Annotated in this window: 19 protein-coding genes; 9 read left to right on the forward strand and 10 right to left on the reverse strand. The window is 67.0% G+C overall.

The annotated features are described in order from the left end of the window. Positions 1–2: 2 nt before the first annotated feature. On the reverse strand, positions 3–1265 hold the full coding sequence (locus tag DMB37_RS27930; protein ID WP_167768956.1) for a CdaR family transcriptional regulator: 1263 nt from the start codon (positions 1263–1265) through the stop codon (positions 3–5). Between the two features lie 268 nt (positions 1266–1533). On the opposite strand from DMB37_RS27930, the gene DMB37_RS40710 reads away from it, so the two are divergent. Then, the gene (locus DMB37_RS40710; RefSeq protein ID WP_167768957.1) at positions 1534–1689 is read left to right on the forward strand and encodes a hypothetical protein; all 156 of its coding nucleotides are present in this window, start codon (positions 1534–1536) and stop codon (positions 1687–1689) included. Between the two features lie 27 nt (positions 1690–1716). On the opposite strand, the gene DMB37_RS27935 is transcribed toward DMB37_RS40710, so the two are convergent. Both DMB37_RS27935 and DMB37_RS27940 read right to left on the reverse strand, forming a co-directional pair. Continuing rightward, positions 1717–2211, reverse strand: coding sequence for a DUF4254 domain-containing protein (locus DMB37_RS27935; RefSeq protein ID WP_135235211.1), 495 nt, complete (start codon positions 2209–2211; stop codon positions 1717–1719). Between the two features lie 384 nt (positions 2212–2595). After that, entirely contained in the window at positions 2596–3540 is a 945-nt protein-coding gene (locus DMB37_RS27940; RefSeq protein ID WP_370465221.1) for a glycoside hydrolase, read from the reverse strand. Between the two features lie 382 nt (positions 3541–3922). On the opposite strand from DMB37_RS27940, the gene DMB37_RS27945 reads away from it, so the two are divergent. Next, entirely contained in the window at positions 3923–4372 is a 450-nt protein-coding gene (locus DMB37_RS27945) for a hypothetical protein (RefSeq protein ID WP_135235212.1), read from the forward strand. A gap of 34 nt (positions 4373–4406) precedes the next feature. On the opposite strand, the gene DMB37_RS27950 is transcribed toward DMB37_RS27945, so the two are convergent. Beyond that, positions 4407–5414 carry an alpha/beta hydrolase family protein gene (locus tag DMB37_RS27950; protein ID WP_240771680.1) on the reverse strand — a complete coding sequence of 336 codons (1008 nt, stop codon included), beginning with the start codon at positions 5412–5414 and terminating at the stop codon, positions 4407–4409. Between the two features lie 481 nt (positions 5415–5895). Between DMB37_RS27950 and DMB37_RS27955 the strand changes: the two genes are divergently transcribed. Further along, entirely contained in the window at positions 5896–6357 is a 462-nt protein-coding gene (locus DMB37_RS27955; protein WP_135235213.1) for a hypothetical protein, read from the forward strand. A 53-nt stretch (positions 6358–6410) separates the two neighbouring features. On the opposite strand, the gene DMB37_RS27960 is transcribed toward DMB37_RS27955, so the two are convergent. Further along, positions 6411–8105 carry a cutinase family protein gene (locus tag DMB37_RS27960; protein WP_167768958.1) on the reverse strand — a complete coding sequence of 565 codons (1695 nt, stop codon included), beginning with the start codon at positions 8103–8105 and terminating at the stop codon, positions 6411–6413. A gap of 898 nt (positions 8106–9003) precedes the next feature. Here DMB37_RS27960 and DMB37_RS40715 point away from each other — a divergent pair. The 3 genes from DMB37_RS40715 (at position 9004) to DMB37_RS27970 (ending at position 11278) form a co-directional block, all read left to right on the forward strand. Continuing rightward, entirely contained in the window at positions 9004–9174 is a 171-nt protein-coding gene (locus DMB37_RS40715; protein WP_167768959.1) for a hypothetical protein, read from the forward strand. After that, the gene (locus tag DMB37_RS27965; RefSeq protein ID WP_135235215.1) at positions 9168–9668 is read left to right on the forward strand and encodes a hypothetical protein; all 501 of its coding nucleotides are present in this window, start codon (positions 9168–9170) and stop codon (positions 9666–9668) included. The genes DMB37_RS40715 and DMB37_RS27965 overlap by 7 nt, the downstream gene beginning before the upstream one ends. Before the next feature lie 146 nt (positions 9669–9814). Next, positions 9815–11278, forward strand: coding sequence for a family 1 glycosylhydrolase (locus DMB37_RS27970; RefSeq protein WP_135235216.1), 1464 nt, complete (start codon positions 9815–9817; stop codon positions 11276–11278). A 7-nt stretch (positions 11279–11285) separates the two neighbouring features. On the opposite strand, the gene DMB37_RS27975 is transcribed toward DMB37_RS27970, so the two are convergent. The 5 genes from DMB37_RS27975 to DMB37_RS27995 all read right to left on the reverse strand — a co-directional run bounded on the left by DMB37_RS27975 (position 11286) and on the right by DMB37_RS27995 (position 17457). Continuing rightward, complete coding sequence (locus DMB37_RS27975) at positions 11286–11654, reverse strand: DUF1304 domain-containing protein (protein ID WP_135235217.1); 369 nt, start codon at positions 11652–11654, stop codon at positions 11286–11288. Between the two features lie 119 nt (positions 11655–11773). Further along, complete coding sequence (locus DMB37_RS27980) at positions 11774–12220, reverse strand: L,D-transpeptidase (RefSeq protein ID WP_135235218.1); 447 nt, start codon at positions 12218–12220, stop codon at positions 11774–11776. Positions 12221–12461: 241 nt separating this feature from the next. Then, positions 12462–13958, reverse strand: coding sequence for an AIM24 family protein (locus DMB37_RS27985; RefSeq protein WP_135237862.1), 1497 nt, complete (start codon positions 13956–13958; stop codon positions 12462–12464). 102 nt (positions 13959–14060) lie between these two features. Beyond that, positions 14061–15509 carry an APC family permease gene (locus DMB37_RS27990; RefSeq protein WP_135235219.1) on the reverse strand — a complete coding sequence of 483 codons (1449 nt, stop codon included), beginning with the start codon at positions 15507–15509 and terminating at the stop codon, positions 14061–14063. Next, the gene (locus DMB37_RS27995; protein WP_135235220.1) at positions 15502–17457 is read right to left on the reverse strand and encodes a primary-amine oxidase; all 1956 of its coding nucleotides are present in this window, start codon (positions 17455–17457) and stop codon (positions 15502–15504) included. The genes DMB37_RS27990 and DMB37_RS27995 overlap by 8 nt, the downstream gene beginning before the upstream one ends. A gap of 366 nt (positions 17458–17823) precedes the next feature. On the opposite strand from DMB37_RS27995, the gene DMB37_RS28000 reads away from it, so the two are divergent. The 3 genes from DMB37_RS28000 to DMB37_RS28010 all read left to right on the forward strand — a co-directional run bounded on the left by DMB37_RS28000 (position 17824) and on the right by DMB37_RS28010 (position 21053). Further along, entirely contained in the window at positions 17824–19569 is a 1746-nt protein-coding gene (locus DMB37_RS28000) for an amidohydrolase family protein (RefSeq protein ID WP_135235221.1), read from the forward strand. After that, positions 19566–20183 carry a TetR/AcrR family transcriptional regulator gene (locus DMB37_RS28005; protein ID WP_135235222.1) on the forward strand — a complete coding sequence of 206 codons (618 nt, stop codon included), beginning with the start codon at positions 19566–19568 and terminating at the stop codon, positions 20181–20183. Before DMB37_RS28000 ends, DMB37_RS28005 begins: the two co-directional genes overlap by 4 nt. An 87-nt stretch (positions 20184–20270) precedes the next feature. After that, positions 20271–21053 (forward strand): crotonase/enoyl-CoA hydratase family protein, encoded by a 783-nt coding sequence (locus DMB37_RS28010; protein WP_135235223.1) that lies wholly within the window; start codon positions 20271–20273, stop codon positions 21051–21053. The last annotated feature ends 13 nt before the right edge of the window (positions 21054–21066 follow it).

Here is a 21066-nt window from a genome sequence, read left to right on the forward strand (position 1 = left end):
GTTCAGGCGATCGCGCGGTCCGGCTGGGGCGTGAGGATTTTGTCGCCGTAAGTTTGTGCGCAGCGCAGCGCCAATTCGATATAGGTGGCCCGCGCTTCGATGGAATGCCCCAGCAATTCCTCGGATTGGTTGATGCGGTAGCGGACGGTGTTGGGATGCACGTTCAATTGTTGAGCGGTGGCCGGGGCATTGCGGCCGCCTGCCAGGTAGGCGAGCAGTGTTTCGCGCAACCGGGCGGTGGTCTCGTCGGTGTTCATCAGCGCGCCCAATTCCCTTGTCGCCATGGCACGCATCGCCTCGACGCTGCCGTCACCGGTGGTGAGGCAGACCAATTCGACGTCGCTGTAGCGGATCACCGTTGCGGCGTAGTCGGTTTCGATCGCCACCCGCTGCGCGGCGATGGCCTCGCGATGACTCTGCCGGAACCCGGCGATATCCGGGGCCGACGAACCGACCGCGGCGTGCAGACCGGGCTGCCCGGCTGCGGGCAGGGCGGTGAGGTCCGGCACGCTCGCCGTGGCGACCCACGCCCACATGCCACGCACCCCGGACGACAGCATCAGCGGTCGCGGCGCGTCGAGCAGCGTGGCGATGTCGTTGCCGAACTTCTCCAGCGTGCGTACCGGATCCGGGGTGGCCAGCGACTCGTCGGTCCACAGCACCAGCGCGGTTTGGTAGCGGCGCAGCGAGTGGCCGAGCTGGGTCTCGGCCTGATCGACGTCGACCGCGTCGCCGCGCAGCAGCGCACCCGCGAGCCCGAACCGCCGGGCCAGCGCGCCGCGCTGCCACTGCTCACGCTCGTCGGTGTACACCGCGACCGAGGCCTCCACGCAGGTGTCGGTCCATTCGAGCACGCGATCCCAGAACAGCAGCAACACGGCGCTGCGGAGTTGGTCGTCCTCGATCGCCTTGTTCAGGAAGTCGGTGATGTATTGCCAGAGCATGGCCTGCCCGACCCGATAGGTGCGCATCACCACGTCGATGCCGAAGCCGCGCCGGGCGACCGTTCGCGAGAGCGCGAGTACCTCCGCGGGCGGGTGCACCTCGAACACCTCCCGGCTCACCATGGCCAGGAAGCTGCGCCAGTGCGAGCGGGTCGCTGCATGCAACTGCTCGGCGAGTTCGGCGTCACCGGGCAGTTGCGCGTTGACCGCACTGATCCGGCCGTCGACCAGATCGACCAGCTGCTGGGTCTGCTCGTCGCTGCGGGCCTGCGCCCCGAACTGGACGAGCCAGTCGAGGGCTTCCTGATCCAAGGCAGTCATAACGCTCATTCTGCTGCCCGGGCTGTCGGGGCGCGGCGCATTCGATTACGCGACGCACACTGCGTGGTTGCGGCCGGCGGCGCGCCGGATAGGTAATCTGAGTAAGCCTCGTTTCGGCGAATCTTTTCAGTAGTCGTTCGGCACATCCGATCAGCAGTGACCCCACACGTGGAGGCCGTAATGAACGGATCGGCGATCAGCGAACTATCGAGCATCAAAGAAACCAGTTGGTCAGTTTGTATTTCGGACTCGTGGGCATAACCGGCTCATGAAACCGGAGGAAGCCGCGCGCCGCTTGCTGGAGGACATTTTGGCGCGCTATACGTCGGTGGAAGAATTCATCGGCCTACTACGCGTCGATCCCCTCGAAGACACCATGGAACTGCCGCCGATATCGGCTTATCTCTGGACCATTCCCACATAGCGCCGAGACGGGTTCCGGCACAACAACTCAGCGATGCCCGATCGATCGTGGTCGGCGCGTCTCGATGTCGTGCGCGAGATCGGTCCACTGGTTGGCGAGTGCGGCGAGCCGGGACCACGCCGCGTGCACTCGCTGTTCGGGCACGTTCTCTGCGGTCATCAGCAGATGGTCGGCGAGGATCTGGGCGGCGGCCATCCGGTCGATGGTGCTGCCGAGGGACTCGGCCTGCTGGTCTTTCGTGCGCCGCGGCGGGACCTGCTTGGCCACCCAATCATCGATCACGGTGACGACTTCGCTACGGCGGCAGTCGATTTCCACCAGACGATCCGGCTGTGCGCGGCGGGTGTGGTGCAACTGCGCCAACGCCCGAGCCAGCTGGATGACCAGGTGGTCGCCCGGACGGTCCCCGGTTTGTAGTCGCAACGCGGCGGACAGTTCGTGCCAGTCGGGCAGGAGCGGGCGGCGGCCGCCTTCGCCGCACATCGCCCATGACCTCGGTCCGTCGGCGGTCTGCACGGTCACGTGACGCGGTCGGCGCGGCCTGGTGCATGCGCCTGGCAAATGCGACCGGCTCGTGCCTCACTGCGAAGACTCTGCTGCATAGCGCACGCGCGAAACCGCGCGTCCCCCATCGATCGGTGTTCCGATTGCGTGGGCAAGGTAGGCCTTCCCTAGCGACGGTCGAGGTGCATCCGGCGCCGGCGACCAGCCATATCCTCTGGGTGAGGCCGGTCGTTCTGCGCGTACCCGAGATAAGGGAGCAAAGCGCCCGGCACCGGATGCAACTACAAGTCTCGTCGGTGACGCGGTTCACCGTAACCCTAATTCAGGTCATTCCTGGGCTAGTTTGGCCTCTTTGGTTATGTCCGGGCAATCCGCCAGTCGGTGGTCAGCGCCGAGCGGGGTTCACCGGCTGGTCTCGGGGAACACGGTGAAGTGGCGGACGGTGCCGGACAAGTGGGGGAGTTCGGTTGGCTCGGACCAGGTTCGGAAATCGTCGCGGCTGTCACTGTAGAAGTACCGGGGGTGATCCTGGTTGTAGTCGTCGAAGAAGATCCGCCAGCCGCCGCCCGGCAGGGGGATGACGCACTGACCTTCGCGCGGCGCGCCCCAGTGCGCCCAATCTCCGGTTGCGACAAACACATACGGACCCAGCGGGTCGGCGGCGACGGCGAGTTCGACGAGTTTGCTGGTTTCGTTCTTGGTGAACGCGAAGTAGCGGCCGTAGTGGTACACAACGGTGGTGTCGATGTAGCCGTAGCCGAAGTGGTCACAGGTCGGGCGATCGACGGGGGTCCGGTAGCCGGCCGGCGGACCGAGCCCGGCCAGCGGCGTGAGCGGACCCCACCAGCTCAGTTCCCGGTCTTCGGCCCGCATCAGATGCGGCGTGAACCGGCACCCATCCGACAACGACACGATCACATTGACGTTCCCCTGCGCGTCGACGAGCCATTCCGGCGCCCAGGTCGACGTGACGCTCGGGTCCGCCACCTCGTAGTCGTACATGTGCGTCCAGTTGACGCGGTCGTCGCTGCGCGCGAAGCCGATCGTGCGGCCCTCCCACGCGGTGGTGTAGGTGAGGTAGTAGACGCCGTCGACGTGGCGGAAGAGGGACGGGTCGCGCAGCAGGCCGGTCGGCGGACGGTAAGCGGGTCCGCGTAGTAGCTGGAAGTTTGTCGCGTCGGTCGATTCGTAGACGTACAAATCGGTTTCGCTGGAATGGGTGAACGCGGTCATCGTGTAACGCACCACCGGCCCGGTGGCCGCGGCATGCTTCAGTGCCAGCAGGCCGAGGGGCAGGCCTGCCGCCAAGGCCAGCGCGGACCTGCGACGCATCGTCACCACTGCCACATTCCGAATTATCCAACGCTTGTTGCCACCTGCTTGCCGACACGCCGCAGGAAGTTGGGCAGCCCACTGGACAGCGATTCGCACAGCTCGACGCGCGGGCAGCCCGACGAGGTCGTCCCCGTCCTTGGCCTGGATCGAGTCGCTGCCTCGACGGTGAACCGCCCAGGCTGATTGGTATGTCGAATGGCTGTGTCGGGGAACAAGTTACGGATCCATCCTTGGTGCACAGCCCAAGACAGCGCACCACGCGGATTGCGATTCTCTAGGCAAGCAAGAGGATCCGCCCGGCGGACCGCGTCGATTGCGTCCTGGTCGCCGGTCGTGCCGAGCCGTCACGTGCCTCAGTTCGTGTGCCGAACGCCGAGTAGCTGGAGTCGGAACCATGTCCGAGCCCGACCGACCGTCCCGGGAAGAGCGGTCATCGCCCGCCCTCCCCACCGCCCGCGACCTGCTGGACGCGATGCATGATGTTGTCCCCGAACGACATCCGGCCGCGCCGATCCTGCGCGCCGCCTGCCTGCTCGCCGCGGTGGACGAGTGGATCCACCGCCATCGCGCCGCGATCGAGGCGAGCCCACTCGCCGGGCGCCGGGTGAACGGCCCCGGGATCGAACGCGCCGCGCGCACCCTGCGCCGCTACCTGATCGAGGGAATCGCCGCCGCGGCCCCTGGCGTCGACGGCGTCGGCAAGGCCGTCGATGAACTGGCCCGCGCCTGGGTCGACTGGCGCGACGTCGGCACCGGCGACGACCTGCCGCACCAGGTCGACACCCACCAAGCCCTGCTCGCCGCCTGTGCCGCCTACGACAAGCTGGCCGGGCACGACCGTTAGGGCATAGCGCTGACCCGTACCAGGGCGAGATCGGTCAGATACCGAGACCGGCTCTGAGTGTCGGCCACGAATCGTGCAGGGCATCTTGCCAATACGGCCAAGAGTGGGTGCCGGGGGTGGTGTAGCGGATGGTTGCGGGGATGCGGTGCAGGCGCAGCTTCGCGTCGAAGAGCAGGGTGCATTCATAGGCGACCTGCTCGATGGCGATGGCGGCCGGGAGGTCGGTGGGGTAGGAGTAGCTCGGGTCGAAGGCGAGGTCGTAGGGTCCGGGGACACCGGTGCCGGTGGAGAGGTAGATGGGTTTGCCGCGCAGGGCTTCGGCGTGCCGGATCGGGTCGTGGGCGGGCCACTCGGGGTTGGCGACACCGCCCCACATGTTGTCGGCGTTGCCGCCCTTGTCAGCAACGACCGTGCGGACGGTGGCCTGCCCGAGGTTGCTGGAGTACAGGCAGCCACTGTAGGCGGCGAGCGCCCGGTACAGGGTGGGGTGGCGGAAGGTCAGCGTGGTCGCGGCCTGCGCACCCATCGAGACACCTGCCATGGCGTTGATTCCGTTGCCGTGCAGCAGGTTATCGATCAGGGGTGGCAGCTCCTCGGTCAGAAACGTCTCCCACTTGTTGTGCCCGAGTGCGGGGTCGTCTTTGAGCCAGTCGGTGTAGAAGGTGCCACCGCCGCCCACGGGCATCACGACGTTGGCCTGCTTGTCGGAGAAGAAGTTCACGATGTCGGTGCGCATGGTCCAGGTGCTCAGTGGCTGAGTCTCGGTCGACCCGTTCCCGTCGAGCAGGTAGAGGGTGGGGCGCGATGCCGTACGGTCCGCGGGCAGCAGGACATCGAGTTGCACGATGCGGCCCATGGCCTGCGACCGCACGAATACCTCCTGCCAGCGGTCCGTGCGCTGGGTGATGTGATCGACCACGGCCTGCGCGCCGGCCGGCGGCGGCACGACCAGCGGCGCGGTCACCGCGAGCGCTACCGCGACCAGCCAGGCGGTACGGCGAGATCGCCGCGTCGGTGTCGAACCAGAACCGTACATTGTCATCGGGCCCGTCCTCATTACTGCTGCCTCGCGGAAAAGCGGCGAGGTATCCGTGATTCGGGATCGGACTACCTTTCGTTACCGATCTGCCCGAAGCGGTTGTGCGCGCGGGCGTGTCACTTTCTATCGAATGCAAGGTTGCGTTTATCTGGGATCGGCACGGTCAGCGCATCATTCCATCCGGAATCGCCACGGGATTGCGATCGAGTGGCTAATCTTGTCGAGTCCCATGAAGTTCGGGACAGTTCCGCAGAGTGAGTCGTGGTCGCCCCTGCGGCTCACTATCGCTGTACACAGTCCGATGAGGCTCGGGGATCCCCCGGGCCTCATTGGTCGTGATCGGGCGATTCTGTTGTCGCGGCGACAATTCGCGCCGAACTTTCCGATCCAGAACCGCCGTCGATCCGAATATGTCGTAGTGCCGACACGTGTCGTTCGGGTGTCGGCCCCGTGTATCGCATTCGCTACGACAAAGGAGTTATCTATGTTTCACAAGAGCGCGATCGCCGCGGTGACCGGCCTGTTCGCTGTCACGGCGACGCTCGCCGTTGCCGCGGGCGCGGCAAATGCCGCTCCGCAACAAGATTCGGGCACCACGCCGGACGTGACCACCCTGGCGCACAACTTCGACACCGTGGCAGAGACAGACGCGGAGCCGGAGACGATGGGTGGCAAGGAAGACAACGGAAAAGGCAAGGGAAAGGGCAAGGGCAAGGGGAAGGGTAAAGGCAAGGGGAAGGGCGGCGAGTCCGGCGACGAACCCACCGCCGTCGATACCGAACTGGCGGCGACACTCAACTCCGCTTTGCGGGATTTCCTCCGGCCACCGAATGGCGGTGCGGAGTTGGGCCTCGGCGGTATACCCGTCGACAAGTGGCTCGATATGTTCCTCGGCCCCGAGCCGGGCGCCGACACGCCCAAGGCCAAGCCGATCATGCCGCGGTAGTGACCTCCCCGCGTTACTGATTCATCCGGCAACAGGCAGGTCCGCATCGCAGATTATGCGATCGGACCTGTTTGCTGTCGTTCAGGGAGAAAGTCGGTGTCCCACCCGGTACGGACGATCCTTCGGCGACCCGAGTAGAGCAGGCAGGCGCTTTCGGAAAGGAGCAACGCCCAGACGAGGTGCCGACTTGTGGTGAGACGCTCGGTCTTCGCCTCGGCGGACTCCGGCCGGATGCGACCACGCGACGGATCAGTGGTGTCCACCTGCGCTCCGGTGCCGACCTCGATGGCGGGGTTCTTCGGCTTCCGCTGCGGGGTAGGAGGTTTGGTGGCGCTACCGGCGGAGGGCGACCGAACTTCAGGATCAGGGATGGTGACGAGCACGCTTTCGGGTTGGGCGAGAACAGGTTCGGGTTCGGCAGGCACCGGTAGGGCTCGGGCGAGTTCGACGAACCAATCGGCGATGAATTGCGCCGAGGGGCGGTCGGCGTCCACCGCGGTGACGGCGTATGCGCCGTGGCGGGTCACCGCGTCCTGATACTTCGCCCACACCTCGGTGTCGACGAGTTCGACGTTGTCGCTGACCAGGCGCCCGATAGCGTTGAACGCCTGGGTGACGACCTGGGTGAACCGCGGCGCGGCGGAGCGTTTGGGCATCGCGGCGAACATCTTGGCGCCGAGGGTGGCCAGGCCGGCCAGTGGATCCGTGGCGCCGATGGCCCCGATCTGGCAGACGTCCTCCGGATGCAGCACGACACCGACGATGCTGGTCAGCGTATTGAGCGTGATGGTCGCGATGCGCAGCGCCGCGGCCTGCCCGGTCGGGTCGTCGATCACCGAACGCGGGTCTGAGGCTTCGGCGAGTCGTTCGCTCAGCGATTTGTCGCGGGACAGGACGAGACTGCCCGGAGTGAAGCCGTGCAGGTCCTTGTCGACCACGTCGGTCGCGGTTTTGCTGACGGTGGCGGCCAGGGCGTCGGTGATCGACGACAGCGCGGTCAGCGGGTCGTCCAAGGGCAGCAGCGCCTGACCGGCGATGTTGGTGATCATGTGCAGGATCGGGGCGTTCGCGGGCGAGTCGCAGGCGAGGTCGCCGTCGATGCAGAACGACGCCACCCGGCCGGTGAGCGCGCCGAAATCGGGGGCGAGATCGCGCAACGGTCCGATGCCACCGCCTGCGGCGGGCGCGGGCTGAGCCTGCAGCGCGGCCAGGCCGGTGGACACCGTGCCGGGTGCGGGATCCGGTGCGCGTTTGCCCGCGGCGCCGGGGAACAGGGGCGCGCCGGGGTAGCGGGTGGGGTCGGCGAGCAAGGCGACGCCCGCGATCCGGTCGGCGGGCACGGGGGATTCGCCGCGCCCGATCTCCTGGGCGAACAAGGAGGCGATGTGCGCGCCCTGGGAATACCCGACAAAGGCCAATCGGGTGTCTTGGCAACGATCTATGACCGACTGCGTCATCGTCCGCAGCTGCCGCAAACCGCCGGTGACCGATTGCGAGTAGGGGACCTGGCCGCCCGGCACCGCACCGCCGAAACCTGCTTCATAGGGGACATAGGCGCGATCGACCCGTTCCGGCTCGGCCGCCAGCATCGGCCGGAAGATCGCCGACAGCATGCCGTGGTCGGCGGAGGGGTTCGCGTCCGGCGCGGATTCGCCGGTGCCGGGTACGCCGATGGCGTACAGCGCTGGGCAGCGCAGTGATTGGCCGGGCGCGGGCGCAGCCGTGACGGTGCCGACTCCGGTATGCATGGCGAAGGCCGCACCTGCGACAATTGTCCCTAGTCTCCGAATATCTGTTCTGGAGAACAGCATTCGACGCACTATCTCCACCTTCACATTGCTCTGCTCGGCTTGGGGCCGGTAGTGGTCACCGAAGGTCTGCGGCGTTCGCCGGTCCGGGGTGGGCTTCGCCGCCACCCCGGACCGTGTCGAATCAGCCGCCGAGAAGCGCGGTTACGACGCTGGTGAGGCCCGAGGTGAGGGCGGTAACGACGGCGGTGAGGATCGTTCCAAGCATGATCTCCCTTTCGTTTTCATGTGTTTTCAAGCCACCCGGTCAGTCTTCGTGCGGTCGATCCGACGCCGAGTCTGAAATGTCGGCGCCCCGCTACGAGAACTCCAGGTGGCGCGAACAACCCGGTTGGGCGTCCAACGCTGACCATGCCGGGAACCGTCAGTGGCAGGCGTCGATAGTGTCTTCGTTACCCGAGTACGTTCGGATGGAAGAATCTTCGATCGATTTTTGATCAGGCGCTGAGCTGGGAAAATGGCTGCTGCCCTGCGGCTTCGACGGTGACGGCCGCCGCGCGCAGGTGTTTTGTCCTTTTGGGGGCAGGTGCGCTAGCCTTCCTCGGCGATCCAGCTCGTGCTCTCGTTCGGCAAATGTCATCGATCCGTCAATGGCGCATCACAGGAGCAGTCATGTTGAGTGGTCTCTTCGGTCTAGTGAACAGCGTGCTCGCGGTAACGGAGAACCTCGTCGGGATTCTCACCTTCGGCATTTTGGGCTAGCGGCAGGCGCGCATTTCCGTTGACTCCGGATCGAATTCGGGCAATCCGGAGATGTGCGCCCACTGCGCATTCTGTGTGGTCCCTACCGCATTCGCCGGGTGTGCCGGCGCACGAGCAACGATCGAGGAGGTTCGCTGTGACGCGTTTGTCGAAGGAATTAGCGGCTTTTGCCGTGCTGGCGATCGTAATCTACTGTGCGGCAACGGATTCGATGTCCTTCTGGAACCAGGACGGCGTCGGCCTGGACTGGTTCGGGGTGTCGGGCGAGAGTGCTCAGCAGGTCGACGGCGGCGGGTCCCGTTGGTAGGCAAAGTGATTCCGCTGCTGCCCGGCGGCGCCCAGGGGATCGCCGTGCTGGAGGCGGACGACACCCGTGAGCTGCTCGCCCAAGCACGAGCCAGGGCGACCAGCGCCGCGGGCCGGGCCAGTGCCGCGAGCAGGCGTGCGGTGAACCGGGACAAGGCGGTCGACCATGTCGCGCGCGCCCACGGCGCCGCCCGTGCCGTCGCGGCCGCGGACACCACCCGCGACGCCGCATGGCACGCGTATGTCGCCGCCAACCACGCGATCAAGGCAACCTTCTACGCGGTCGCCAGCGCCGACGCGGCGGTCACCGTCGGGGACGCGGCCGCCGCAGCGCTCGCCGCCGCGAAGGCCGCCGCCTTCGCCCCCGACGACATCACGGTCGCCAACACCGCCGCCGCGGCGGAGGAGGCCGCAGCCGGTGCCAGCAACGGGGCCTACGGTGCCCCGACTGCCGTGACGATCGCCCGGATCGGCCAGCGCATGTCCACGAACTGACGCGGGTCCAGCGCAGAATCGTCGGCTCTCGCAACTGCTTGGCGGCGTTGCCAGGTCTGCTTCTCGTGCCTGTCCCGCGCCCTGTACTCGCCGAGAGGACCGAGCTTGCCGGGGGTTCAGCAATTAATCGGTTAAGTTCACGGTTTATGCGCACATGGACACGGCGTGCCGCGGTAGCACTCGCGGCATCGATGGCCGCGCTGCTGGTCCCCGGCGTGAGCGATGCTCAACCGGAGCCAACGGCGGGGGTGGCCGCGCTCGGGCCCGACTTCCTCTGGGGTGTCGCGGCGTCCGGCTTCCAGTCGGAAGGGCACGCGCCGGGCAACGGTCGCCCCGGCTCGGGTGCCCTCGGCTCGGTCTCGACGCACCGGGTTTCCGCGGGTAACGATGCGCCCGACAGCAATTGGGTGCGCTACATCGAGCGCCACCCCGAGTTCGACCGATATAAGAGCGCGATCGACTTCTACAACCGGTACGCCGCCGATATCGACCTGGCGAAGTCGCTCGGGGTGAAGGTGTTCCGGATCGGGATCGAGTGGGCGCGGCTGCAACCGACGAGCCGACTGGAGTGGGACGCCGACGGGTTCCGCTTCTACGACGCGGTGATCGCCAAAATCGTCAAGGCGGGCATGCGGCCGATGCTCACCCTCGATCACTGGGTGTACCCCGGTTGGGCCTACGACGGCGCGTTCGATGGCACACCTTCCGAGAACACCGGCTGGGACCACCCGGAAATGGTGGCGGCCTGGCTGGCCAACATGCGCAAGGTGGTGGACCGGTACGCCCCGCGAAATCCGTTGTGGGTCACCATCAACGAGCCGGTCGCCTACATCATGCACGAGGTGCGCAACAACGCCACCAATCAGGGGCGGATGGAAGATCTGGTGGCCGAGGCGCACAACAAGATCTACGACTACATTCACCAGGTACGCCCCGACGCGCAGGTGACCAGCAATATCGGCTACGTCGCCGGTATCGACGATCAGGTCAACGGTGGATTGTTCGCCAAGATCGCCGATCGCCTCGACTACATCGGCGTCGACTACTACTTCGCCTTCGAACCGCCGGCCTCGACACCACCCGCCACCGTCCGGTCCATCGCGGCCATCGGGTCACCCGGTATGTGGAACCTGCCGATCCGGACCGAGGGCATCTACTACGCGGTGAAACGCTACGCCGAGGAGGCGCGCAAGTTCGGCAAGCCCGATATGCCGATCTACGTGGTCGAGAACGGCATGCCCACCGAGGATGCCAACTCCGACGACGGCAATACGCCGGGGACCGGCAACTACAACCGCAGCGACCACTTGCGCGACACCGTCTACTGGCTGCAACGCGCCAAGGCCGACGGCGTGAACCTCATCGGCTACAACTACTGGAGCATCACCGACAACTACGAATGGGGCAGCTACCGCCCACGATTCGGCCTTTACACCGTGGACGTGCTCGCCGACCCCACCCTGCAGCGCCGCCCCACCAAGGCCGTCGCCACCTACACCGAGACCATCGCCGCGGGCGGAGTATCACCCGACTATCGGCCTACCCGTCCGCCGTCCGGTTGCGACATCGTCGACCCGACCCCCGGCTGCGTCGATGTGGCGGCTCCGTAGGCACCGACTACCGGCCGCCGGCCACCAGCACCGCCACCAGCGCGATCGCGCCGGGCAGTGCCTGAACCACCAGGATGCGGCGACTGGCGGTGGCGGCCCCATAGCAGCCGGCGACCACCACGCAGGCGGTGAAGAAGATCATCGCCGCGCGGCCCACCGGGTCCGAGGCGATGATCCCCCAGAGCAATCCGGCCGCGAGGAATCCGTTGTACAGCCCCTGATTCGCTGCGAGAACCTTGGTCTGCTGGGCGAACTCCGCGGTGCTGCCGAACGTCGCGCGCACCCGCGGTGTCGTCCACAGGAACATCTCCATCACCATGATGTAGACGTGCAGTGCCGCGACCAATCCGACCAGCACCTCGGCTACTACTCGCACGATCGACTCGCTTTCTCGTGTTACCGGCGGGAACAGGCCGGGACGCCGACTTCAGGGTTACCGAGAGCAAAAACGGGATGCCCGTCGAGGGCATCCCGTTCGCGTGCTGAAAGATCGTGTTACTCCACGACTTCGACTATGTCGCCGGGCTCCAGATGATTGAAGGTGGCCTCGGCGGCATCGGGGTTCATCCGAATGCAGCCGTGCGACATCGAATCGAGCGGCCCGATGTGTGTCGCGATATCGCCGTCGAAGAAGACGGCGTATTCCATCGGAGCATTGTGCATTGTGCTCCAGAAATCTCGCCGCTTGAAGTCGACATCGAAGACGCCGACGTGCGACTCGTATCCGGGCCTGCCGATCTCGATCGGCTTCGGGCCGTAGACGGTCCTGCCGTCCTCCATCAGCCACACTTCCTTGGTCGACAACCGCATGCACGCGCGCGCCTTCGGCGCGGTGCATGGTGCGTAGACCGGCGCGGGAGGCGGCGGCTGAATGATGGCCGGGATACCCGGTATATCGGGGCCGCCGGGCCATAACGGCTCGGCCTGCGCGGTTCCCGTCATGGCGAATCCGGCTGACGCGACCCCGACCAGTACCGCGAATCTAGCCGCCCGATCTCGAAAACGCCTGCTGCTCGTCAAATTTCCGACCTCTCTTCGCCTTACCGCCACGCTTTGTGCCGAATGCCAGGGTGATAGGAATGCCTCGTCGCAACGCTCAGAAATCCGAGGTGCTGCCGATCATCGCGGACGGTTCGCGTGTGGTCAATCGTGGCGCGCGAATTGTTAGCCGAACTATCCCTGGTTAACCGAACAACCCGCCGCCGTGCCCAGCTTGCTGGCCGCCACCGGTGCCGCCGATGAACCCACCGGGTGGCAGCTCCGACGGCTGCACGATGACGAAGCCGCGGCCGGAGAACGCCAGCGTGAGGCCCTCACCGGTGCTGCGCCCGAGCAGCCTGCCCAGTCCGAACGAGTCGTTGCGCTTGATCCCGGTCTGCAAGCTGGACGACCAGGCCACCGCCGCCTGCGGATCGGCGTAGGTCGGCTGATCCACCTGCAACACCACGGGCGAGCCGTGCGTGGTGATGGCGATCCGGCCGCGTCCGGTGAAGACGCAGTTGAAAAGCCCGGCGTTGCTGGCGACTCCGGCCGCACCCTGCACCCGCTGGACCCGGTAGCTCAGGCTCGAGTCGAAGGCGAGCACATTGGAGCCGTTGATGGTGAGGCCGTCGCTGCCGTCGAGGTCGATGAGGTGCACGTCGGCGGCGCTGTCGGCGAGGAACAGGTCGCCGCGGCCGGAGACGTTCATCAGCGGCACGCCCTCCCCGGTGAGCCGCTGGGTGATCGCCCGGCCGATGCCGCCGGAGCCGAGCGCCTTGAACTGCATATCGCCCTGGTAGGCCACCATCGAACCGGCCCGCGCCATGACCTCGCCGTTGACGGCGACCTTGATCATCTTGCTGCCCTGCTTCTGGATGCCGACACCGGTGACCTCGGCGTGGTTCGGGTTGAACAGATCGCTCTGCATGGGCAGTGCTCCTTGCTGAGGTGAGGGCGCGACAGGTGGGGCGTAGGACGAGGGTGCGCCCTGCGGGGCATAGTTCGGTGGCGCGCCATGGGGCGGGTAATTCGGTGGCGGTGCGCCGTGTGATGGGTAGGTCGGCGAAGGTGCGCCTTGCGCTGGGTAGTTCGGCGGTGCGCCGGGCGGTGGGTAATGCGCGGGCGCGCCCTGGGGCGGATAGTTCGGCGGTGACGCGCCGGGTGGCGGCGGGGCCTGTGGCGGGTAGCCCGGCGGCGAAACCGGTGCGGCAGCAGGCGCGCTCGGCGCGGGGGCCGGTGGCGCCTCGGGTTCGTCGTCGATGTTCACCCCGAACGCCGTGGCGATACCGGCCAGCCCGTTGTCGTAACCCTGCCCGACCGCACGCACCTTCCACGCGCCGCCGCGGCGATAGATCTCCACGCACACCACGGCCGTTTCGGTGGTGAGTCCGGCCATCGGGAAAGTTAGTGTCCCCGAATCGGAGCCGATCGTCGCCTGCAACGTGCCTGCGCGGGCGAAGGTGGGCGGTCCGCTGCCGTCGAGGCTGGCGGTGACCACGACCTTGTCGACATCGGCTGGTAGCGCGCTGGTCTGCACGTCGACCATGTCGCCGCGGCCGCTGCCGTGCCGGTAGGTGACGCCGGGGCCGACCGGCTGGTTGAAGAACACGAAGTCGGCGTCGGACCGGACGCGTCCGTCCGCGCCGAGCAGCAGCGCCGACACGTCGACCCCGGCCGAGCAGGCGACGGTCACCGTCATCCGATCGGCGGGTGCCGGCCGGTTCTCGCCGCGCGCGAGGGCGCTCACCGGGGACCCGCGCGGTCGTCGGCGCTCGGTCCGAATGGCATGGGATTCACGGCATCAAGTCTGTCCCGACTCGGCCCCGCGCGCCACCGTCCGCGCCGTACCGAGCGGCTGCGCAGGGTTCGGGGCGGTGCGGGCGAGGGCGACGCCGAGCGCGAAAGTGGCTGCCACGATGGCCAACAGGACGATCGCGACGAGGGCGGACCCACCGACCAGGGTGGTGAAGTTGTCGATGACCAGCGCTGTGATCAGCAGTAGTCCGCCGGTGCCGAGGACGGGCGCGATCACCGTGTGCCAGGCCCGGCGGTCCAGGCCGGTGCGGCGGAAGAAGGTGATGATGGCGACGCTGGTGAGCAGCATCAGCAGCAGCATGGCCACGGTGGCCAGGCCGGACATCCAGGTGAACAGCTGCAGGACAGGGTCGGCGCCGGCGAGTGCGAAGGTGCCGAGGAGAAGTGCCGCCGACAACGTCTGGGCGAGCGCGGCCTTGTGCGGCGAGCCGTGCCGGAGGTGGATATGGCCGAGCGCCGGATGGCCGATGCCGTCGCGGGCCAGCGCGTAGCCGTAGCGGGAGATCGCGTTGTGGAAGGCGAGCAGGGCGGCGAACAGGCTGGTCACCAGCAGGATCGCCATGAGATCGGCGGCGGATTCGCCGAGGAACAGCCGTGCGGCGGTGAAGGTCAGCCCTTCGGGATCCGCACCCGCGGCATCCGCGACGCCGTCGCTGCCGAACGCGAGCACGACCGCCCAGCTGGCCACCGCGTAGAGCACGCCGATCGTGCCGACCGCGAGGTAGGTGGCCCGTGGGATGGTGCGGCGCGGGTCGCGGGCCTCCTCGCCGTAGATCGTGGTGGCCTCGAACCCGATGAACGACGCGATCGCGAACATCAACGCGACACCGGGAGATCCGTCGAAGAACGCCGACGGAGTGAAGGAGACGGTGTCGATGCCGTGCGCGCCGTCGCGGGCCAGCACGGCGGCCGACAACGCCACGATGCTGCCGATCTCGACCACCAGCAGCACACCGAGCACCTTGGCGCCGAGCTCGATATTGCGGTAGCCGAGCACGGCGACGACGGCCATCAGCACGAAAGCGTAGACGTACCAAGGTAAGTCGGGCCCACCGTAGTGTACGACGAGCTCTTCGACGGTCGACGCCGCCAGGCCGTAGATCCCCGCCTGGATCGCGGTATAGGTCAGCAGAGCCAGACCCGCCGCACCGAGCCCGGCACGGGGGCCGAGGCCCCGGCGCGCGTAGGCGTAGAATGCGCCCGCTTCGTCCAGATGGCTACTCATCGCGGCATATCCGACGCTGAAGAGCAGCAGGACGCCCGCGGCGACGAGGTAGGCGGTCGGCGCGCCTGCCCCGTTGCCGAGCCCGATCATGAGCGGCAACGCGCCGCCGACGGCGGTCAGCGGCGCGGCGGCCGCGATGACGAGGAACACGATCCCCGTCACCCCGATCGAACCGCGTAATCGTGCACCGGCAGTAAATGATTCAGTCATCGGGAGCTCCATGGCATGGACTGGTCGAGTCGGCGCAGTGGCCGGAGCCGGTGCGCGGAACGTCGAGGGTGGGGTTGCGATCGAAGAAGCCGACCGGTTCGAGCGTGAACCCTGTGTAGGCGACCGGCATGATCGGCCAGTCCTCCGGGCGCGGGAAGTGCGTGAGGCCGAACGTATGCCACACGACGAGGTCTTCGTTGTCCAGCGAACGGTCGCCGGACACGTAATCGGGAAGTCCCGCACCACCGGGATGCTGGTTCACGAAATCGCCTGCGGCATAGCGCTGTTTCGGGTCATAGCGGGTGACCCAGAGATTCTTGGTGGCGAACGCGGCCCGCCGAGCGATGGGTGAGTCGTCGGCGGCGAGCAGCGTCTCTTTACCTTCCGGATGCAGCACGTAGGAGACGTGCTGCCCCAAGCGGTTACACACCTCGGGGTTGCTGATGTGCCAAGTGCGGCCGACCCGGTTGTCCGCGAGCCGCTGAGCCTGCGATTCGCGGATCAGCGGGGTGCGCCGCCGCGTGAAAGCGTTGCCGTGCGGGTTGTCGGGCCCGATCGGCAGCCGGACACTCTCGACCTCCGCCACCTGGTTGCGATGTCCGTCGACCATCATGTCGAGTCGCGCACTGAACAGGTGCTGGTGATACGGCGCACCCAGACCGGGTGCCACCTGCGTGGAGAACGGGTGGTCGGTGCCGGGATAGGCCGCGGTGAACACGATTCCGGTGGCCTTGACCTCGAAACCGATGGTTCCGTCGAGGTACAGGTACCAGAAGAAGCCGTAGTCGTAGTTGCCGACCGTGGTGAAGAACGAGATCACCAGCCTGCGCTGGCGGCGCACCTCCCGCGAGCCGGTCCACAGGTCGGTGTGCTTCCACAGCACGCCGAAATCCTCTTCGTGCAGGCAGATCGCGTTGTGCAGCACGCGCGGCCGACCTGCCTCGTCGGCGATGACCGCGTCGAAGTAGGTGATGTCGCCGACGCAGTCGCAGCCGAGCTCGAGGGCGTTGGCGTAGCGCCCGACGAGGTACTCGCCGGTGTCGAAGTAGTTCTGCCAGGAGCGGATCGGTGACGGATCGGCGTAGGGCACCACCATCTCCGCGATGGACGCGCGATGGATGATCGGCCGGACCCGGCCGCCGTCGTGAAAACCGATCTGGTGCAGGACAAGTCCCTCGCGGGCATCGAAACCCACCCGCACCGACCACTTTTCCCACTCGACGAGATTGCCGCGCACGGTGAAACTCGGCCCCTGTGGCTGGGTGATCTCGATCGGTTTCTGGGTGCCGCGCAGGGGGCCGGTCACGCCGGGATCGTCGAAATTGCCGGATTCCTGGGGTATGGCGACCGGCCCGGCGTCGATCACCCGCAATACCTCGCGCGTCATGACGTCGACGAAGGCGACCAGCCCGTCGATCGGGTGCGCCCACGGGTGGTCCTTCTCGTGCTGCTGGTGAAATGCCAAGCCGCGCAGGATGCGCCGACCTGCCTCGCCCGGGTAGTCGAACACGCCTGCCGACAGCGGGGCGACCCGCACCTTCGCGACGTCCAGGCCGCGGGCGGCCAGCGCCGCCAGCCAGTCGGGATCGGTCGCCAGCACCGCCTCGACCAGCTCGAACTCCTCGTCGAGCACCGGCAGCTGGCCGTCGGTGATCGCGTCCATGGTGCGCTGCGTGAGCACCGCGCGGCGGCCGAGCGACACGGTCAGGTCGACGGCGTTCGGACGGTCCACGTCGTGCAGCAGCACCCGGAAGCAGCGGTCCAACGGCGTGGTGCCCGACCAGTCGTAGACGGCGTACTTGTCCGGTTCATCCAGCCCGACGTAGACGAAACGTGTTGTCGCCGCGATCAGCCCGGCCTCGGCGACGACGGCGCGCACCTCGGCGATCTCCGCTTCGGTGGGCAGCGCGAGCGGATGATCGGCACGTTCCGGTATCGGTGTGGGCATGCGGCCCCTCCATCCTGGTTCTGCGAATACGGGAAACAAGGAGTTGTTCGCCGAGGAGCTGCGTCCGGTCAGTATATTCAGCAACTATTCGGACAATTGGAAGACGTCGGGCGCGTTCGCATTGTCGATGCTTATTGCCCGGCCCGACGCAATCTGGTGAATCCGCATGTTGTCGGTGGTAGCGGGCGGTTATCGGGCGAAGTTACTACCCTGTTCCCATATTCGTTCGGGTGAGAATGACGGGCGTTGGTGACCACATTCCGAGCGTGGAGTTACGTAATGGCAAATCATTGCGCGCACGCGATCCCGGTGCGGTGTGAGACCTGACCCCTTGACGGTTAGTGACCGATCGGTTGCAATGTGAGAGTGAGCTACGACACGATCATCAAGTCCGGACGCTGGTTCGACGGTGCCGGTTCGCCCTCCGCCACGCGGCACATCGGACTCCGCGGGGATCGTGTCGTCACGGTGTCGGCGGACCCGCTCGACGAGACGGGCTGTCCGACTGTCATCGAGGCCGCGGGCAAGTGGGTCGTCCCCGGCATGATCGACATCCATACCCACTACGACATCGAGGTGCTGAAGACGCCCGCGCTCACCGAGTCGGTGCGTCACGGCATCACCACGGTGCTGCTCGGGTCGTGTTCGTTGTCGACCGTGCACGTCGGAGCGACCGACGCGGGCGATCTGTTCGGCCGGGTCGAGGCGATCCCACGGCGCCACGTCATCGAGGCGGTCGAAGAGGCCAAGACCTGGCGGTCCGCCCGGGAGTACATCGCGGCGCTGGAGCAGCTGCCGCTCGGCCCGAATATCGCTGCCATGCTCGGACATTCGGATATCCGGACCGCACAGATGGGACTCGACCGCGCTACCCGCAAGGAGGTCCGGCCCACGCAGGCCGAACAGGCGGCCATGGAAACGGCGCTGACCGAGGCGCTCGATGCCGGTTTCGTCGGAATGTCCGCGCAGCAGCTGCTTTTCGACAAGATCGACGGCGACACCTGCCGCTCGCGCACGCTGCCGTCGACCTACGCCAAGGCGCGAGAACGCCGACGCCTCAACGCGATTCTGCGAAGGCGGCGCCGCGTATTGCAAGCCGGTCCCGACATCGCCTCGGTGCGCAGTATCGCCGCGATGACGCTGAGCAGCTTGGGCATCTTCCGCAAGCGATTGAAGACGACGCTGCTCTCGGCCGCCGACATCAAGGCGAATCCGGCGCTGGTCTACATCATGGGACCGATCGCGCGCGCGTTGAACGCGCTCGGCGGCGACTTCCGCTGGCAGCACCTGCCGGTGCCGTTCGAGGTCTACGCCGACGGCATCGACCTGGTGATCTTCGAGGAGTTCGGCTCGGGCGCCGCCGCGCTGCACCTCGCCGATCAGGTCGAGCGCAACGCGCTGATGCAGGACGAGTCGTATCGGCGGCGGTTCCGGAAGGACTACGACGCCAAGTTCGGGATGCGGGTCTGGCACCGTGACTTCTTCGACGCCGAGATCGTCTCCTGTCCGGACGATTCGGTGATCGGGAAGACGTTCGGTCAGGTCGGTCTGGAACGCGGCGGCACGCACCCGGTGGACGCGTTTCTCGATCTGGTGGTCGCCCACGGCACCAAACTGCGCTGGCGCACCACGATTTCCAACCATCGGCCGAAGTTCCTGACCAGGCTCGGCGCGAATCCCGGTGTGCAGCTGGGCTTTTCGGACGCCGGTGCGCATCTGCGGAACATGGCGTTCTACAACTTCGGGCTCCGCTTCCTGCGCCGCGTGCACGACGCCGAGCGTGCGGGGACGCCGTTCCTTTCCCTGGAGCGCGCGGTGCACCGGCTCACCGGCGAGCTCGCCGACTGGTACGGGATCGACGCGGGCCACCTGCGACCGGGCGACCGAGCGGATCTGGTGATCATCGACCCGGCGCACCTGGACGACTCGCTGGACGCCTACGCCGAAAGCCCGGTCGCGCAGTATGACAATCTGTCTCGCATGGTGAATCGCAATGACGGAGCGGTCTCGGCCGTCTTCATCGGCGGCAAGTACGTCTTCGGCGACGGCACGGCCGCGCCGATCCTCGGCACCGACCGCACCGGGCGATTCCTCAGGTCGCAGGTGCGGTGACCGCGCCACCGCGCCGAACCCAGGCCCAGCGCCGCGCCGCCGCGATCACCAAACTCGTCGAGGCCACCATCGAGGCCATCGCCGAGGTCGGCTACCACAACGCCTCGCTCGGGGAGATCAGCCGCCGCGCAGGCGTTTCCAAGGGCGGCATCTTCCGGCACTTCGACTCGCGGACCGACCTGGTGGTGGCCGCCGCCGAGGAGGTCGGCCGCAGGCACATGCGCGCGTTCGACAACATTCGCGTGCGCGAAAACCCGGACCGGCCACTGGATTTGACACATATCCTGCATCGCGCTCGCAATCAGATCCGGCAGGAGACCAACACGGTCTGGTTCGAGCTGCTGGTCGCCGCGCGCACCGAATCGGAGCTGCGGGTCCGCCTGGCCCCGGTCGCCCGCGCCCTGATCGACGACGTCGAGTGTGTCGCGGTGGCGGCCCTCGGCCCCGCCGTCCCCGCCGATATCGCGCGCCTGCTGGCCACCTCGATTGTGCACATGTTCGACGGTGAGGCGATCTTCCGCTCCACCTATCCCAGGCCCGAGCTCGAAGACACCCGGATCGAGTACATCGCAGGCACCTTCCAGCGGCTGGCCGAGCAGAGCCGAGCCGAATAGGCCGTCCTGAGCAAACCGGCCCGCAGAGCCCAGCCCACCGATTATGGTCTATTGCATAATAAATAGCAGTCTTGTTGACTGAAGCCCATGGCCGACACCGTTACCGTCGAACGCGACGGACATGTCCTGCTCATCGGGCTGAACCGCCCGGACAAGCGCAACGCGTTCACCCGCGAGATGCTCGAGGCGCTCTCCCGCGCGTACGCCCTGCTCGAGCGCGACGACGAGCTGCGCGCCGGCGTCCTGTTCGGACACGGCGAGCATTTCACCGCCGGTCTCGACCTGGTCGATGTCGCGCCCGCGCTCGCCTCCGGCGCGATCACCTATCCCGAGGACGGCCTGGATCCGTGGCGGCTGAACTACCGCTGGACCAAGCCGGTGATCGCCGTGGCACAGGGCTGGTGCATGACGCTGGGCATCGAGCTGCTGCTGGCCGCCGATATCCGGATCGCCGCCGAAGGCACCCGGTTCAGTCAGTTGGAGGTCCGGCGCGGCATCTACCCGTTCGGCGGTGCGACGCTGCGGTTCTGGCGGGAAGCGGGCTGGGGCAACGCCATGCGCTGGGTGCTGACCGGAGCTGAGTTCGATGCCGCCGAGGCCTACCGGATCGGCCTGGTTCAGCAGGTCACCCCCGACGCTGCGACGGCGCTCGCCGCGGCGCGTACGTTGGCCACCGAGATCGCCGAGGACTCGGCACCGTTGGGCGTGCGCACCATCCTGGCCTCCGCGCACCGCGCTCGCGACGAAGGCAATGCCGCGGCGGCCGAGCATCTGGTCGGCGATGTCACCGAGTTGTTCGCGACGGCCGACGGTGCGGAGGGCATCCAGTCGTTCATCGAGCGGCGTAAAGCGCGGTTCACCGGCAAATAAGGCCGAACCGCCA

It is taken from the genome of Nocardia sp. CS682 (genome assembly GCF_004634405.1).
Taxonomy (GTDB): domain Bacteria; phylum Actinomycetota; class Actinomycetes; order Mycobacteriales; family Mycobacteriaceae; genus Nocardia; species Nocardia ninae.